Below are 16,766 nucleotides of genomic sequence, written 5' to 3' on the forward strand. Positions count from 1 at the left end.
AAACAACCCTTTACAGGGTAATAAGAGGCAAATACCGTGCCATAAATAAAAAAAGGCATGCAAAAGCATGCCCTTAGGGAAGTGAGGAGGGGCCAGTTATCGGCGACGCAAACCGAAGAAAACGGCAACAATGCCGCCCAGTAGCGTAATGATCCAGAGCGGCCAGGAACCGAAGCGCGCATAAGGCGTTATCCCGGTTGCCGGCACAACCTGCGTGTCCAGCACCGCACGCGTAAACTGCGGCAGACTGGCGCTGACATTGCCATCAGGGGTAATCACCGCTGTGACGCCGTTATTAGTGCTACGAACCAGCGGACGCCCTAATTCCAGCGCGCGCATGCGTGCCATCTGGAAGTGTTGCCACGGGCCGATTGAATGGCCAAACCAGGCATCGTTCGAGATGGTCAGCAGCATATCGGTGTCTGGCCGGAAGTTATCACGCAGCTGTTGGCCTAAGATAATTTCATAACAAATAGCGGCGTTGAGCTTGAAGCCATGAACAGAAAGCTGTGGCTGAACGTAGTCTCCCCGGCTAAATGACGACATAGGGAGATCGAAGAACGGCGCGAGCGGGCGTAACAACGTTTCCAGAGGGACAAATTCGCCAAAAGGTACCAGATGGTTTTTGTTGTAACGGTTCGTTGTGGGGTAGTGATACGGATCTTTGTCGCCCAAAACGATCACCGAGTTATAAAAATCGGTTTTATTACCTTCACGCCGGATATCGACGATACCCGTAATCAGGCTGCTATTACGGCTACGCAGGATATCGTCAATCTGCTTCAGATAGGCACCCTGACGACTTTCAATATCGGGAATCGCCGTTTCTGGCCAGATAACGATGGGGGCCTTGTCCATATAGGGCAGGCTGTTATCCAGATAGATTTTCAGCGTGTTCAACAGCTCATCTTGTTCCCACTTCATGGCCTGTGGGATGTTGCCCTGTACCAGTGCGACATTGACGGCACGTTCAGGTTGCAGGGTGTACCACTGCACGTTACGCAGCGGCCATGATAAAACGAAAACGCCGATGGCAATGGCTGCCGGCGCTATTTTTCGTTGGTTGATGGCATAAACGAGTAGCCCGCTGAGGCTCATCAATAGGAAGGTAATGGTGTCGATACCCAGAATAGGCGCGATACCTTTGAGCGGGCCGTCAATTTGGCTGTAGCCGAATTGCAACCATGGAAAACCGGTGAGCACCCAGCCGCGTAGAAATTCGGTTAACTGCCAGAGCACGGGGGCGGCAAGCGCCAGACGCCACAGCGTTGTTTTCGGCCACAGGCGTGAGAGCAGGGCAGTAAACAGCAGTGGATAGAGCGACAAATAGGCGGCGAGCAGAATGACCAGCGCGACATTGACAGGGCCCGGCATTCCGCCAAATTGCGCGATGCTGACGTAAACCCAGTTAACGCCGCTGCCGAACAGACCCAATCCCCAGCAAAATCCTATCCAGGCTGACTGACGACTCGTACGGTTGAGCGTCAGTGCCTGTAACCCCATGAGCGAGATAATTGCCGCAGGCCAGAAATCAAAGGGAGAAAACGCCAGTGTGCCACAGGCACCAAATAAGAGCGCCAGCAGGGCTTTAACCTGCTGGCGTTGTAGAAAAGAAGCGACAACCATTGCCAAATTATTCTTCCAATTTTGGTTGAGGGGCATTGTCAGGGATTCTGACATGAACCTGAATAATACGGCGGCTGTCCGCCATCGCAACTTTAAACAGGTAACCTTCTATGTCGATGGTTTCACCACGGGCAGGAAGATGGCCGAAAGACTGCATAACCAAGCCGCCAATGGTATCGACCTCGTCATCGCTGAATCGTGTACCGAAAGCTTCGTTAAAATCTTCGATATCGGTTAAAGCACGAACGGTGTAGGTCTGGCGATTAAGCTGACGAATATCTCTGTCTTCTTCATCGTCGTATTCGTCTTCAATTTCGCCGACAATCAGCTCAAGAATATCTTCAATCGTGACCAGGCCGGATACGCCACCAAACTCATCGATGACAATCGCCATGTGATAGCGCAGCGAGCGGAACTCGTTCAGCATTCTATCAACGCGTTTACTTTCCGGCACAACCACGGCGGAACGCAGAACTTTATCCATACTGAAGGGCTCGGAATCGCTGCGCATAAACGGCAGCAAATCCTTCGCCATCAGGATGCCTTCAATGTGGTCTTTATCTTCGCTAATCACGGGGAAACGAGAGTGGGCGGATTCGATAATCACGTCCAGACACTCTTCCAGCGTTTGATCGCGCTTGAGCGTAATCATCTGCGAGCGAGGGATCATGATGTCGCGTACACGCTGGTCGGCGATATCCATGACGCCTTCGAGCATATCTCGTGTTTCAGGATCGATCAGGTCATTCTGTTCGGAATCACGAATCAGAGTGAGTAAACCGTTACGATCTTTTGGCTCGCCGTGAAAAAGCTGATTAAGAATAAGAGAAAAGAAGCCCTTTTTGGGACTGGGTGCATCGCTGTTTTGAGAATGGTCGTCGCTCATGCGTTTTAATTAACATCACTCTTGTTAAGGGATTATTGCCAGCCGTTGGAATCAACACAGCGGCTGACGTGGAGCAGATTAGTACCCGATATCTTCCCGATCTCGGGCTATACCCGTCATACTTCAAGTTGCATGTGCGTTGGCTTTCCTCACTCACCCAGTCACTTACTGGTGTAAGCTCCAGGGATTCGCTGTGTCGCCGCCTTCTTGCAACTCGAATTATTTAGGGTCTATACAAAATGTATTTCTATTTATTCGGTGAGGCCATCTTTTTCTGCAAGGTAAGGATCGGCATAGCCCATACTTTGCATAATCTCGGTTTCCAGCGCTTCCATTTCTTCGGCTTCGCTGTCTTCGATATGGTCATACCCTAGCAGATGCAGGCTACCATGGACAACCATGTGCGCCCAGTGCTCTTCTACGGTTTTTTCCTGCTCTGTGGCTTCACGCTCGACAACCTGACGGCAGATGATTAAATCGCCAAGCAAAGGAAGCTCAACCTCAGGCGGTGCCTCGAAAGGAAACGACAGTACGTTGGTCGGTTTGTCTTTCCCGCGATAGGTGTTATTCAGGTCTCGGCTTTCGGCTTCATCCACGATACGGATCGTGACTTCAGAGACTTCCTGAAACTGCGGCAGAACACCTTCCAGCCAGCGCTGAAAGTCTTTTTCTTCCGGTAGCCCTTGTGCTTGCTCGCTGGCGATTTGTAAATCCAGAATCACCTGACTCATTTTTGCTCCTGATCTGATGCCGCAGCCTGTGCTTCACGCTTACGCTGTTCTGCTAAGGCGTCTTTACGTTTCTGTTCGGCATTTTCCCACGCTTCATAGGCATTCACAATCCGCGCGACCACCGGATGGCGCACCACGTCTTCGCTGTGGAAAAAGTTAAAGCTGATCTCTTCCACATCGGCCAGCACTTCTATCGCGTGGCGTAAGCCGGATTTCAGATTCTTCGGCAGGTCGATCTGCGTGACGTCACCGGTGATGACCGCTTTTGAGTTGAACCCGATACGTGTCAGGAACATCTTCATCTGTTCGATGGTGGTGTTCTGGCTTTCATCCAGAATGATAAAGGCATCGTTCAGCGTTCGGCCACGCATGTAAGCCAGTGGCGCAACTTCAATCACGTTGCGTTCGATGAGCTTCTCGACGCGCTCAAAGCCCAGCATTTCAAACAGGGCATCATAAAGCGGGCGCAGATAAGGATCGACTTTCTGGCTCAGATCGCCGGGCAGGAAGCCCAGCTTCTCACCGGCTTCGACCGCTGGGCGCGTTAACAGAATACGGCGAATATCCTGACGCTCCAATGCATCCACGGCGGCAGCGACGGCTAAGTAGGTTTTCCCCGTTCCTGCAGGGCCAACGCCGAACGTGATGTCGTGATCGAGGATATTGGCAACATACTGCGCCTGATTTGGCGTGCGCGGTTTGATTACGCCGCGTTTGGTGCGGATATTGACCACTTTGCCATAGTCAGGAACGTGTTCCGCAGACTGTTCCAGCACGCGAGATTCTTTAATCGCCAAGTGAATTTGCTCAGGATCGATATCACCGATGACGCCACGTACTGGGGCCGTATCGACATACAGACGTTGCAGGATATCGGCGGCAGCTTGCGTCAGCAGGTTTTTTCCAACCAGTTTGAATTGATTATCCCGGCGATTGATCTCGATACCTAAACGACGCTCTAACTGTTTAATATTGTCATCAAACGGACCGCAAAGGCTGAGCAGACGCTGGTTATCCGCAGGTTCAAGGGCAATTTCTTTTGTCGTTACGTTCAAATTATTCCTCTTGAGCGTTACTGTGCTGGCGCTATTTCTGCCCGCACAAAATGAACAGTTGTCAGACGGCCTGATGTATCCGCCATATGAATGAATTATTCATCGTGAATGCCCGATGGTGCAAGTCACAATCATGATATTGGGATGCTGCCTCGCAAAAGCAAATGTAAGCGGCATGAAATTGAAGTGGATAGCCTGCCATAAAAAAACGCAGGAGCGTTTTTCAACGTTGCATCGCAACGGCCCGAAGGGTGGTAGACAGCGATAGTCTGCCATAAAAAATGGGTGGCAAAGCCACCCATCATCACGCTGAGACTGGAGTGAGTGTCAGTTACGGCTGATAGAACCCGACACCGATCTCATTCTCTTTGCGGGTACGCGCAATCACGGAAGACGGTGATTCATGTACGCGCAGATCCATTTGATCTTCTGTACGCACCACGATGCCGCGCAGCGAGTTGGTATAAACATCAACGATTTCCACATCGACGAATTTACCGATCATATCCGGCGTGCCTTCGAAGTTGACGACGCGGTTGTTTTCCGTGCGGCCAGACAGTTCCATCACGCTCTTACGCGAGGTGCCTTCCACCAGAATACGCTGGACGGTACCCAACATAAGGCGGCTAAACCGCATTGCCTGCTGGGTGATGCGCTCTTGCAGAAGGTACAGACGCTGTTTTTTCTCTTCTTCCGGCACGTCATCGACCATATCCGCAGCCGGTGTTCCCGGACGGGCAGAGTAGACGAAGCTGTAGCTCATATCGAAATTCACATCGGTAATCAGCTTCATCGTTTGTTCAAAGTCAGCCTGCGTTTCGCCAGGGAAACCGACGATAAAGTCAGAACTGATCAGGATGCCCGGACGTGCGTTGTGCAGCTTACGGATGATAGCTTTGTATTCCAGCGCGGTATGGCGGCGTTTCATCATCGTCAGCACGCGGTCAGAGCCGCTTTGCACTGGTAAATGCAGGAAACTGACCAGTTCCGGCGTATCTTCATAGACGCTGATAATATCGTCTGTGAACTCAATCGGATGGCTGGTGGTAAAGCGGACACGGTCGATCCCATCGATGGCGGCAACCAGACGCAGCAGCTCAGCAAAGGAGCAGATTTCACCGTCATAGGTTTCGCCGCGGTAGGCGTTGACGTTCTGTCCTAACAGGTTAACTTCACGTACGCCTTGCGCGGCCAGTTGAGCGATTTCGAATAACACATCATCGCACGGGCGGCTGACTTCTTCGCCGCGGGTATAAGGCACAACGCAGAATGTACAATATTTATTACAGCCTTCCATGATGGAGACGAAAGCCGTTGGCCCATCGGCGCGTGGTTCTGGCAGGCGGTCGAATTTTTCGATTTCAGGGAAACTGATATCCACGATGGGGCTACGAGTGCCCTGAACGTGATTAATCATTTCCGGCAGGCGGTGTAAGGTTTGCGGGCCAAAAATAACGTCAACGTAGTGCGCACGTTCACGAATATGCGCACCTTCCTGTGAGGCGACACAGCCACCAACACCAATAATCAGGTTCGGATTGAGATCTTTCAGCGTTTTCCAACGGCCAAGTTGATGGAAGACCTTTTCCTGCGCCTTTTCACGGATCGAGCAGGTATTGAGCAGCAGGACATCGGCTTCTTCAGCGATTTCAGTTAGCTCATAGCCGTGCGTACTTCCCAGTAAATCAGCCATCTTTGATGAATCGTACTCATTCATCTGACAGCCCCAGGTTTTAATATGCAGTTTTTTTATCATCGACTTACCATTACTCAGTGCGGATAAGAAAGATTCCCCTCATTTGGGGTGGGTATTGTAATCGCTCGCCGACGTTGTGACCAGCGCCGGAAACCTCGCTGGTTTGATAACCCCTTACTTTCTATAAAAATGCGGCTTTTCTGAAAAGTTACCCGCAAATCCAGTACACTATTTTCATGCATTTTTACTGGTGTGAATAAACCAGAACCAGAGAGGATAAAGCCAATATGCATTACGATGCGATTGTGGTTGGCGGTGGCATGGTCGGCGCGGCCGCGGCGCTTGGGCTGGCACAGCAAGGATTTCAGGTTGCAGTGGTTGAGCAGGACATGCCGATACCGTTTGATGCCGCCAGTCCGCCAGACTTACGGATCTCGGCGATTGGCTATGCGTCGGTTGCGCTATTGAAAGAACTGGGCGCATGGCAGCGAGTGCAGCAGATGCGCAGCGCGCCTTACCGTCGGCTGGAAACCTGGGAATGGGCGAATGCCAGAGTCGTTTTCGATGCTGCCGACATTCACCTGCCCGAGCTGGGTTTTATGGTGGAAAACCGCGTGCTGCAACTGGCGCTCTGGGAAAGTTTGCAGGAAGAGGATCGCTGCCAATGCTATTGCCCAGCTACGCCGCAGAGCCTGCAACGTACCGATGATGGCTGGTGTTTACAGCTTGCTGACGGGCAGCAACTGACGGCTTCGCTGGTGATTGGTGCCGATGGCGCAAATTCTCAGGTTCGCCAGTGGGCGGGGATTGGTATCAGCGGCTGGCAGTATCGTCAGTCCTGTATGTTGATCGGCGTAGAGACCTCGCAACCCCAGCAGGATGTGACCTGGCAGCAGTTCACGCCGAGCGGTCCGCGTGCGTTTTTACCGCTGTTTGATCAGTGGGGATCGCTGGTGTGGTATGACAGTCCGCAGCGTATTCGTCAGCTTCAGGCGATGCCGCTTGCACAGCTGGATAAAGAAATTGCGGCTGCGTTTCCTGAACGATTGGGCGCGGTTAAGGCGCTCTCTGCGGGATCATTCCCGTTGGTTAGACGCCATGCGCAAACCTATATCAAGCCAGGTTTGGTGCTGCTAGGGGATGCTGCGCATACCATCAATCCGCTGGCGGGGCAGGGGGTGAATCTGGGATATCGCGACGTTGAGGCGCTGCTGGATGTGTTAATTAATGCGCGTAATGCAGGAGAAGAATGGGCTTCTGAGCGCGTGTTACGCCGCTATCAGTGCCGCCGTATGCCGGATAATCTGATGATGCAAAGCGGGATGGATCTCTTCTATAACGCGTTCAGTAATGCGTTACCGCCGCTGAGCTTTGCTCGCAATATGGCACTGATGGTTGCACAGCGCGCTGGCGTGTTAAAACAGCGCGCATTGAAATATGCCATTGGCGTCTGATGAATAATGAGGACGCCACCCGCTACATCACGGGCTCGGCGGTAAAGATAATATCGGTGTCCTCATTCGTTGTTGCCGTAAAGCGAACATGTCCTATCTGCCTAACGCCTTTACCTGAGGTCTGGCTATCTTGAAGCAGGCCGAACATCATCTCAGTCATCTCAGGGCTTTCGAGACTGTTTTCACCTGAAGACGCCCCGCCCAATAGCGCAGAAAACGCGGCTGTGACGATTTGCAGATTCTGTCTTGTTGCTTCGGCGGATTCTGACGCGGCGTTGAGCAGCAAGATCCCATTAAGCTGTTGGCTTTTACTCTCTACCGACCCAATTAATCCAACATGCTCGTTAAAGACGTGCTGAAAGTCATCGACGGAGCTTCCCTTTTCCAACTTAACGGTCAATGCGAGAGGGATATTGAGTTTCGTCAGATTAGCATTCATCCGGTCGGCGAACGTTTGCGAAGACATCTTAAAAGAAGGAACGCCAGCAGCATAAGTCGGTGTAATGAAGCAAAGCAGCAACGCCACGCAGAGTAACAGCGTAGTTAACTGTGGACGTATGACAGACCATTGCGATTGGCCGATGTTATTCTGCTGTGGCAGCACAACGTGGCTGAAATCATGAATAACAGAGGATGTAGATAAAACCTTCATGCCTGCCCTTTGGGGAAAATCGAATGATTGGTTTGGATATATTAACACCAGACTATGTTAATACCAGACACAACAAAACGGGGCGACATCTTTCTATTGTCTGGTTTTCGGATCTCAGTTTTATTTTTTTACGAATGTATACGCTAGCCCGCGCTGCTGCTGGAATTCCGGTGTTACAGCTTCCCTTCTGCAATATCGAAGCTAACCACGCCTTTGGTTTTCAGATCTAAAGAGCATGCATACGTCATCGTCATTTTTGCGTTAACGCTATTTGTGAATTTGACTTTGTCGCCGATGAACGTTAGCTGATTGTTTTTGCTGTCGAGTAAAAAGCGGGAAAAGATATTATCGAGTATGTCGTCAGCCCATTCGTAATCGTACTTTGAGGCTTTTTCTACAAGAGGCTTACAGTGAGCTGTCGCGTCAACAACATTGGCTTTGAAAAGGCATTGCCCATCGGTAGCGCTACAAGTTTTTGGTGCTGTACTTTCGTCATCACCACTAACCCAACGGAATATTCCCCATCCGATAGCAACTAGCATAACGGTCATAACTAACAACATGCCTAATGTGACGGCAGGGTCTTTAATCCCGCAGTGTGGACACACTTTTGCCGACATGGAGACTTCTTTTTTACACTCTCTGCATTTCGTTAATGCCATGTGGAAATTCCGTCTTCAAAATAACAGCTAAGAAAATTGAACATAAAAGAGACGCACGCATTTTGTCTTTCTATCGCCACTTTGTCGCCACGCACAACAAAACGGGGCGACATCTTTCGATTGTCGCCCCGTTTCTTTGCTGTTTTACCAGCTTTATTTGGCTGGGGTACGAGGATTCGAACCTCGGAATGCCGGAATCAGAATCCGGTGCCTTACCGCTTGGCGATACCCCAAAAATATGGTGGCTACGACGGGAATCGAACCTGTGACCCCAGCATTATGAGTGCTGTGCTCTAACCAGCTGAGCTACGTAGCCAAATGTACTGCTAATCTTACTTCACTTCAACAAATCTTCTACTATCAAGTAGATGGCTGGGGTACCTGGATTCGAACCAGGGAATGCTGGTATCAAAAACCAGTGCCTTACCGCTTGGCGATACCCCAACAGGACAACGAATTTTTCAGCATATGTTTTGAAATGGCTGGGGTACCTGGATTCGAACCAGGGAATGCCGGTATCAAAAACCGGTGCCTTACCGCTTGGCGATACCCCAATCACTACAAAACACTAACAAGCTTCGAAAAGCGATGTCAGACCGAGAAGATGATATGGTGCGGGAGGCGAGACTTGAACTCGCACACCTTGCGGCGCCAGAACCTAAATCTGGTGCGTCTACCAATTTCGCCACTCCCGCAAAAAAGATGGTGGCTACGACGGGAATCGAACCTGTGACCCCAGCATTATGAGTGCTGTGCTCTAACCAGCTGAGCTACGTAGCCATCTTTTCCGCGTCACCTTCATCGGCGTTGCGGGGCGCATTATGCGTAGTTGGCCTAATTGCGTCAACTAGTTTTTTCCCGAAAAGTGCCCTCAATGTATCGTTTGTTTGGGTTGTGAACAGTATGGTGAGAAAAACGCCAAAAAGCACACATTCCCAAGCAATTAAGCGTACAAAAACGGGCCATGAAAGGCCCGTTGACTGAAGAAGTTAAATCGAATTATTTGTAGGCTGACTGGTGTACGCCAACCGCACGGCCTGATGGATCATCCAGTTTCTTGAAAGATTCATCCCACTCAATCGCTTTAGCAGACGAACAGGCGACTGATGGGCCACCCGGTACGCATTCTGCTGCGCTTGGAACCGGGAACAGCTCTTCGAAGATTTCACGGTACAGGTAGCCTTCTTTAGAGCCCGGCGTGTTATATGGGAAGCGGAAGCGTGCTGTTTCTAACTGTTGATCGGTAACCTGCTGAGCCGCTACTTCTTTCAGCGTATCAATCCAGCTGTAGCCCACGCCGTCAGAGAACTGTTCTTTCTGACGCCATGCAACGCTGTGCGGCAGGTAGGATTCAAAGCACTCGCGCAGGATGTGTTTTTCCATCTTGCCGTTGCCACACATTTTGTCGCGCGGGTTGATGCGCATCGCGACATCGAGAAAGTTTTTGTCCAGGAACGGTACACGAGCTTCCACGCCCCAGGCTGACATTGCTTTGTTCGCGCGGGCGCAGTCGTACTGGTGCAGTGCCAGCAGCTTACGCACAGTTTCTTCATGCAATTCTTTGGCGTTTGGCGCTTTATGGAAGTAGAGGTAGCCGCCGAACACTTCGTCAGAGCCTTCGCCAGATAGCACCATTTTGATGCCCATCGCTTTGATTTTACGGGACATCAGGTACATCGGCGTTGAAGCGCGAATCGTGGTGACGTCATAGGTTTCGATGTGATAAATCACGTCGCGAATCGCATCCAGCCCTTCCTGCACGGTGAAGTGAATTTCGTGGTGCACGGTGCCTAAGTGGTTAGCGACTTCCTGCGCGGCTTTCAAATCTGGTGCACCTTCCAAACCGACGGCGAAAGAGTGCAACTGAGGCCACCAGGCTTCACTGCGCGCGTCATCTTCTACACGACGTGCCGCATATTTTTTGGTGATCGCAGAGATAACGGAAGAATCCAGGCCGCCAGAGAGCAACACGCCGTAGGGCACGTCAGACATCAGGTGGCTTTTCACGGCTTCTTCCAGCGCATCGTGCAGCGCTTCTTTATCCGTTTCGTTGTCTTTTACTGCATCGTAATCAAACCAGTCACGCTGGTAATATTCGCGAATTTCGCCGTCTTTGCTCCACAGGTAGCTGCCAGCTGGGAATTCTTTGATGGTGCGGCAAACTGGCACCAGCGCTTTCATTTCAGAAGCGACGTAGAGGTTGCCGTGCTCATCGTAACCCATATACAGCGGGATGATGCCGAGGTGGTCACGGCCAATGAGGTAGGCGTCTTTTTCGCTGTCATACAGGGCAAAAGCGAACATGCCGCGCAGTTCATCCAGGAATTCTGGGCCTTTTTCCTGATACAGCGCCAGAATCACTTCGCAGTCAGAGCCAGTCTGGAACGCGTAACGGTCACCGTATTGCTGACGCAATGCCTGATGGTTATAAATTTCACCGTTAACGGCCAGAATGTGGGTGCGCTCGGCGTTGTAAAGCGGCTGTGCGCCCGTGTTGACGTCAACGATAGACAGACGTTCGTGAGCCAGAATCGCTTTGTCGCTGGCATAAACGCCGGACCAGTCTGGCCCGCGGTGACGCATTAAACGGGATAACTCCAGCGCTTTCTTACGCAGTTCAATAGGATCGCTTTTCAGATCAAGCACACCAAAAATAGAACACATACATGACTCCCAGTAATGACAGATTCGAACTCAGTGCCATTGATTTAGCATCAAAGTGCCATAGGAATTCAATATTATTTAATGAAAAAAGCCATCGACGTGGTGTTTCGTTAATTTATTTGGTTTTTTGGTGTTGATTCGTCAAATTCATAGAAGGGAAAGGCCGGATTTTTAGAGATTACATAATCCGGCCAGAAAGGGAATCAGGCGTTTTCGAGCAATTGCTGTAGCAGCATGCCGTTTAGCATCGCCCGTTTGACCAAGGCGAACGCGCTGATAGCGGAAAGATGGTTGAGGCTGGAGATCTCAATCGGCAGGTTATGACGAAATTCTTTCAGCACCTGCGCGTTGATACAGCGTTGGATCGCAGGAAGCAGCGTTTTTTCTGCTTCGGTGATTTCACCGGCAATCACCACTTTCTGAGGATTGAACAGATTGATCGCGATGGACAGCGCTTTGCCAAGATTGAGTCCTGCTTGTTCGATGACTTCACGCGCGAGGGCATCACCGCGGTTTGCTGCTTTGCAAATCGCAGAAATCGTACAGTTATCGGTAGACAGTTTGCTGGGATAGCCATGACTCAGCAGGTGTTGTATGCGCTGTTCAATGGCGGCGTTGGCGACGACAGTTTCCAGACAGCCGAAATTGCCGCAGTGGCAGCGATCGCCAAGTGGATCGATCTGAATATGACCGATCTCGCCCACGTTGCCGTTACTGCCGAGAAAAATTTGCCCGTTGACGAGAATACCCGCGCCAGTGCCGCGATGGACGCGTACCAGGATAGAATCCAGTGAGTCGTGGGTGGCACCAAAATAGTGTTCTGCTAGCGCCAGGCTGCGGATGTCGTGTCCGACAAAGCTGGTAACGTTGAAGTGTCGTTGCAGATTTTCGACCAGTTGCCAGTTATTCACGCTGATGTGTGGCATATAGCGGACGATGCCCGCAACCGGATCAACGAGCCCCGGCAGCACAACCGAGATAGCAATGAGCTCGCGAATACGGCGCTGATGGCTGGCGATAAAGCCGCTGATAACTTTAAAGAGCGCGGCTTCTAGCGACGCCTGCGTTTTTTCTTGCAGATCGTAGTGCGCTTCTTCCAGCGCTTTTCCCTGCAAGTCGTACAGCGCAATGGTGACGTCATAGCGACCAAGGCGTACGGCTATGGTATGGAAAGGACGGTTTTCGGTGATAATCGAAATGGCGCGTCTGCCGCCGGTGGAGGCTTGTTGATCGACTTCTTTGATGAGCCCACGTTCCAGAAGCTGGCGGGTGATTTTGGTAACGCTGGCGGGGGCAAGCTGGCTCTCTTCTGCTATCTGAATTCGTGAGATCGGACCCTGCTGGTCAATCAGGCGGTAAACCACCGCACTGTTTAATTGCTTAACCAGATCGACATTCCCTATCTGCGCTTGTCCGCCTGTGGTCATTAAGAAGTTACTCGCTTAGGTTTAACTCAACGTGGGGTAAACCTTATCTCAGTTTACCCCAACGTATATCCGCGTTACCCCAAGGCGTTTCTCGTTTTATCCCCAAACAGGATTACCGTTAACAAACGTCTTGAGAATGTGATAGTCACGGTCAAAGACGGTCAGGTTGGCCACTTTACCGCTTTCAATACTGCCTAACTGCTTATCCACGCCGATGGCACGGGCGGGATAGAGCGTTGCCATCCGAATCGCTTCATCCAGCGCGATGCCCGCGTGTTCGACGCTATTACGCACGGCTTCAATCATGGTCAGTGCCGAACCGCTCAGGGTGCCGTGTTCATCGACACAAATGCCATCACGGTAGTATATGGTTTTACCAGCAAAAATGAACTGGTCAATATCCGCGCCGGCCGGTGCCGTGGCGTCGGTAACCAGCACCAGCTTATCGCCCTTGATACGTTTACTGTTGCGAATATTGGCCCAGTCAACGTGTCGTCCATCCGCGATAATACCGCAATAGACTTCTGGGGCGTCGTAAATCGCACCGACCAATCCGGGTTCGCGGCCAGTCAGATACGGCATGGCGTTGAATAGGTGGGTAGCGAAACGAATACCCGCGGCAAAACCCAGCTTAGCCTGTTCCCAGGTGGCGTTGGAATGCCCCGCGGACACGATAATGCCCGCAGCCGTTAGCTGACGGATAACCGACGGTTCGACTTCTTCCGGTGCCAGCGTGACTTTCGTAATGGCATCCGCGTTGGCGCACAGGAAGTCGACCAGCTCTTGCGTGGGTTTGCGAATAAAGGCAGGGTCATGCGTGCCTTTCTTGAGTACATTCAGCCACGGACCTTCGAGATGCAGCCCAAGCGCCTGATGCTTATTCTGCGCCAGCCAGTCTCTCATCACATCGATGCTGTGCTTCATAAATGCATCGCTGGAGGTAATCAGCGTAGGTAAAAAACTGGTACAGCCTGAACGCTCATTCGCCTGCTGCATGATCTCTAACGTCTTGACGGAGATCGTGTCCAGCGAGTCGTTGAACTGCACGCCGCCGCAGCCGTTCAACTGGAGATCGATAAAACCCGGGGCGAGGAACGCACCGCTCAGGTCGTGTTGTTCAATGCCGGCAGGAAGCTCGGCAAGTGGGCAGACTCGCTCGATCAGCCCATCGGCAATCACGACAGCGTGATTGTCCAGAATCTGGTGGCCGGTGAAGATCCGGCTATGGGTTAACGCGTACATCATCGACTCCCGCATCGGTTAGAGATTTTTCATACTTTCCGTTTCTAATTCACGGAAGTATTTAACGGTTTTTACCTTCAGCTCCATTGTTGAAGGCTCGTCACAAACCATGATGGCTTTGGCGTGAAGTTGCAGACAGCTGATGGTCCACATATGGTTAACGTTGCCTTCTACCGCAGCCTGTAGCGCCTGCGCCTTGTTGCGACCGGTCACCAGAATCATCACTTCTTCGGCATCTAGCAGCGTACCGACGCCAACGGTCAGGGCAAATTTAGGCACCAGACTGACGTCCCCGCCGAAGAAACGGGAATTGGCGATACGGGTTTCTTCTGTCAACGTTTTGATGCGGGTGCGGGAGGCCAGAGAGGAAGCGGGTTCATTGAAGGCGATATGTCCATCATTGCCCACGCCGCCCATGAAAAGGTGAATTTTCCCGTAGGACTTTATTTTCTCTTCATAACGGCGACATTCTGCTGTGGTGTCTTCTGCGTTGCCATTCAACAGGTTAATGTTTTCACGCGGAATATCAACGTGATTGAAGAAATTCTGGTGCATGAAGGTATGATAGCTTTCTGGATGATCGGTTGGCAGGCCAACATATTCATCCATATTGAAGGTGATGACGTGTTTGAAGCTCACCAGTCCCGCTTTGTGCATGGCGACCAGCGATTTGTAAGCCTCCAGCGGTGAGCTGCCTGTCGGCAATCCCAGAATAAAAGGGCGCTCTGCGCTGGGCTTGAAAGCGTTAATCTTCTCAACGATGTGGCGGGCGGCCCATTTTCCGACGTCGGCGGCGGTGGTTAAAGGAATGAGTCTCATCAGCGCTCTCCTGATTTTTTAGTGGAATTAAATACGTTATTGCGCAAATCACGCCAGTTGCGCGTTTTGTCTATGCATTAAAATTAGTCTACTCCGTTTTTTTTAATCTTGAAATAAGTTGGGGTTTTATTCAGGTATAAACTTTTTGTATGCAGTTTTTTGGTGATTTTTATCACATAATTACGGGGTTTAATTTGTGTAGCGAATTATTTTTCTTACACTCCCCCTAAGAACCACCGCTGCCACGTTTTTTCGACAGCGGCGTTCTTCGGCAGTGAAATTTATTGGCAGGTTTGTTTGCCCCACAACATTTCATTACCTCGCAAAGGTAAGAGAGGGAAAAGTGAGTACTCTGAGCTATTTACAAAAAGTCGGTCGGGCATTGATGGTGCCTGTCGCGACGCTGCCTGCTGCCGCTATCCTGATGGGGATAGGTTACTGGATTGATCCGGTTGGCTGGGGAAGCGAGAACGCGTTGGCGGCACTCCTCATCAAATCGGGTGAGGCGATTATCGGGCACATGGCCGTGCTGTTTGCCGTTGGTGTCGCGTACGGTATGTCGAAAGATAAAGATGGTGCGGCAGCATTGACCGGCTTTGTCGGTTATCTGGTGCTGACCACGCTGTGTTCACCGGCCGTTGTTGCCATGATCCAACGGATCCCTGTTGAACAGGTACCCGCTGCGTTTGGCAAGATTGAAAACCAGTTCATCGGGATTCTGGTTGGTGTCATGTCCGCCGAGCTGTATAACCGCTTCAGTCAGGTTGAATTGCCTAAAGCGCTGTCGTTCTTCAGCGGACGCCGTTTGGTCCCGATTCTGGTTTCTTTCCTGATGATTCTGGTGGCGTTCATTTTAATGTACGTCTGGCCGGTGATTTACAATGCGCTGGTGTCGTTCGGTGAATACATTCAACAACTGGGTTCGGTTGGTGCTGGGGTTTATGCCTTCTTTAACCGTTTGCTGATTCCTGTTGGATTGCACCATGCGCTGAATTCCGTGTTCTGGTTTGATGTCGCGGGTATCAACGATATTCCTAACTTCCTAGCCGGCCAACAGTCTATCGACTCTGGCAAAGCTGTCGTTGGGATCACCGGACGTTATCAGGCGGGCTTCTTCCCGATTATGATGTTCGGCCTGCCGGGCGCTGCGCTGGCGATTTATCACTGCGCACGTCCTGAGAACAAAAGCAAAGTGGCGGGGATTATGCTGGCGGCGGCATTTGCCTCTTTCTTTACCGGGATCACCGAACCGCTGGAATTCTCCTTCATGTTTGTTGCGCCGGTGCTGTATTTCCTGCATGCGTTGCTGACAGGCTTTTCCGTGTTTATCGCGGCCAGCATGCATTGGATTGCCGGTTTTGGTTTCAGTGCGGGTCTGGTAGATATGGTGCTGTCCTCACGTAACCCGTTGGCTACTCAGTGGTACATGCTGCTTGCACAGGGTCTGGTATTCTTCGTCATTTACTATGTGGTGTTCCGCTTTACCATCACTCGCTTCAATCTGTTAACGCCAGGGCGTGAACTGGCTGTAAGCGGTAGCGAAGCCGATGGCTATGACGTGAGTACTGCGTCTGCTGGCGAGAAATCAAGCGATACAGCAGCGTTGGCGCGGGGCTATTTGCAGGCGCTTGGTGGAAAAGCCAACCTGACAGGTATTGATGCCTGTATCACACGTCTGCGTTTGAACGTGGCTGATTCCTCACTGGTTGATGATGCACAGGCAAAACGTCTTGGTGCGGCGGGCGTTATTCGTCTGAATAAGCAAAGTGTACAGATTGTGGTGGGTACGCAGGCTGAATTGATAGCGACCGCACTGAAAGCGGAGTATGACAAGATATAGTATGGCAAGACG

The 16,766-nt window shown here is 51.3% G+C and carries 13 protein-coding genes and 6 tRNA genes; 2 read left to right on the top strand and 17 right to left on the bottom strand.

What is annotated here, in order from left to right; translation table 11 throughout:
• Positions 1 to 96: 96 nt before the first annotated feature.
• The 5 genes from lnt to miaB all read right to left on the bottom strand — a co-directional run bounded on the left by lnt (position 97) and on the right by miaB (position 6,054).
• Entirely contained in the window at positions 97 to 1,626 is a 1,530-nt protein-coding gene (lnt, locus tag BJJ97_RS11510; protein WP_095994011.1) for an apolipoprotein N-acyltransferase, read from the bottom strand.
• Between the two features lie 7 nt (positions 1,627 to 1,633).
• The gene (gene corC / locus BJJ97_RS11515) at positions 1,634 to 2,512 is read right to left on the bottom strand and encodes a CNNM family magnesium/cobalt transport protein CorC (RefSeq protein ID WP_010298789.1); all 879 of its coding nucleotides are present in this window, start codon (positions 2,510 to 2,512) and stop codon (positions 1,634 to 1,636) included.
• Between the two features lie 251 nt (positions 2,513 to 2,763).
• A complete protein-coding gene (ybeY, locus tag BJJ97_RS11520) occupies positions 2,764 to 3,243 on the bottom strand; it encodes an rRNA maturation RNase YbeY (protein WP_095698852.1) in 480 nt (159 codons plus the stop codon).
• The gene (locus tag BJJ97_RS11525; protein WP_014914633.1) at positions 3,240 to 4,298 is read right to left on the bottom strand and encodes a PhoH family protein; all 1,059 of its coding nucleotides are present in this window, start codon (positions 4,296 to 4,298) and stop codon (positions 3,240 to 3,242) included. The genes ybeY and BJJ97_RS11525 overlap by 4 nt, the downstream gene beginning before the upstream one ends.
• 331 nt (positions 4,299 to 4,629) lie before the next feature.
• Entirely contained in the window at positions 4,630 to 6,054 is a 1,425-nt protein-coding gene (miaB, locus tag BJJ97_RS11530) for a tRNA (N6-isopentenyl adenosine(37)-C2)-methylthiotransferase MiaB (RefSeq protein ID WP_039482809.1), read from the bottom strand.
• A gap of 227 nt (positions 6,055 to 6,281) precedes the next feature.
• On the opposite strand from miaB, the gene ubiF reads away from it, so the two are divergent.
• Positions 6,282 to 7,448, top strand: a complete 1,167-nt coding sequence (ubiF, locus tag BJJ97_RS11535) for a 3-demethoxyubiquinol 3-hydroxylase (protein ID WP_095994012.1) — start codon at positions 6,282 to 6,284, stop codon at positions 7,446 to 7,448.
• A gap of 22 nt (positions 7,449 to 7,470) precedes the next feature.
• Here the strand turns inward: ubiF and BJJ97_RS11540 are convergent, their stop codons facing one another.
• From BJJ97_RS11540 to nagB, 12 genes are all read right to left on the bottom strand, one after another.
• A complete protein-coding gene (locus tag BJJ97_RS11540; protein ID WP_095994013.1) occupies positions 7,471 to 8,100 on the bottom strand; it encodes a hypothetical protein in 630 nt (209 codons plus the stop codon).
• A 173-nt stretch (positions 8,101 to 8,273) separates the two neighbouring features.
• Complete coding sequence (locus tag BJJ97_RS11545; protein WP_095994014.1) at positions 8,274 to 8,762, bottom strand: hypothetical protein; 489 nt, start codon at positions 8,760 to 8,762, stop codon at positions 8,274 to 8,276.
• A gap of 158 nt (positions 8,763 to 8,920) precedes the next feature.
• Positions 8,921 to 8,995 (bottom strand) — tRNA-Gln (locus BJJ97_RS11550).
• A gap of 6 nt (positions 8,996 to 9,001) precedes the next feature.
• A tRNA-Met gene (locus BJJ97_RS11555) sits at positions 9,002 to 9,078 on the bottom strand.
• 53 nt (positions 9,079 to 9,131) lie between these two features.
• Positions 9,132 to 9,206: transfer RNA gene (locus tag BJJ97_RS11560), tRNA-Gln, on the bottom strand.
• 35 nt (positions 9,207 to 9,241) lie between these two features.
• A tRNA-Gln gene (locus BJJ97_RS11565) sits at positions 9,242 to 9,316 on the bottom strand.
• Between the two features lie 56 nt (positions 9,317 to 9,372).
• Positions 9,373 to 9,457 (bottom strand) — tRNA-Leu (locus BJJ97_RS11570).
• An 8-nt stretch (positions 9,458 to 9,465) separates the two neighbouring features.
• Positions 9,466 to 9,542, bottom strand: a tRNA-Met gene (locus BJJ97_RS11575).
• A 219-nt stretch (positions 9,543 to 9,761) separates the two neighbouring features.
• On the bottom strand, positions 9,762 to 11,426 hold the full coding sequence (gene asnB, locus BJJ97_RS11585) for an asparagine synthase B (protein ID WP_095698857.1): 1,665 nt from the start codon (positions 11,424 to 11,426) through the stop codon (positions 9,762 to 9,764).
• 203 nt (positions 11,427 to 11,629) lie between these two features.
• On the bottom strand, positions 11,630 to 12,853 hold the full coding sequence (gene nagC / locus BJJ97_RS11590; protein WP_095994015.1) for a DNA-binding transcriptional regulator NagC: 1,224 nt from the start codon (positions 12,851 to 12,853) through the stop codon (positions 11,630 to 11,632).
• Between the two features lie 96 nt (positions 12,854 to 12,949).
• Positions 12,950 to 14,095, bottom strand: coding sequence for an N-acetylglucosamine-6-phosphate deacetylase (gene nagA, locus BJJ97_RS11595; RefSeq protein ID WP_095994016.1), 1,146 nt, complete (start codon positions 14,093 to 14,095; stop codon positions 12,950 to 12,952).
• 18 nt (positions 14,096 to 14,113) lie between these two features.
• Complete coding sequence (gene nagB, locus BJJ97_RS11600) at positions 14,114 to 14,914, bottom strand: glucosamine-6-phosphate deaminase (RefSeq protein WP_095994017.1); 801 nt, start codon at positions 14,912 to 14,914, stop codon at positions 14,114 to 14,116.
• A 343-nt stretch (positions 14,915 to 15,257) separates the two neighbouring features.
• On the opposite strand from nagB, the gene nagE reads away from it, so the two are divergent.
• Complete coding sequence (gene nagE, locus BJJ97_RS11605; RefSeq protein ID WP_095994018.1) at positions 15,258 to 16,754, top strand: N-acetylglucosamine-specific PTS transporter subunit IIBC; 1,497 nt, start codon at positions 15,258 to 15,260, stop codon at positions 16,752 to 16,754.
• The last annotated feature ends 12 nt before the right edge of the window (positions 16,755 to 16,766 follow it).

It is taken from the genome of Pectobacterium polaris (assembly GCF_002307355.1).
In the GTDB taxonomy this organism is placed as follows: domain Bacteria; phylum Pseudomonadota; class Gammaproteobacteria; order Enterobacterales; family Enterobacteriaceae; genus Pectobacterium; species Pectobacterium polare.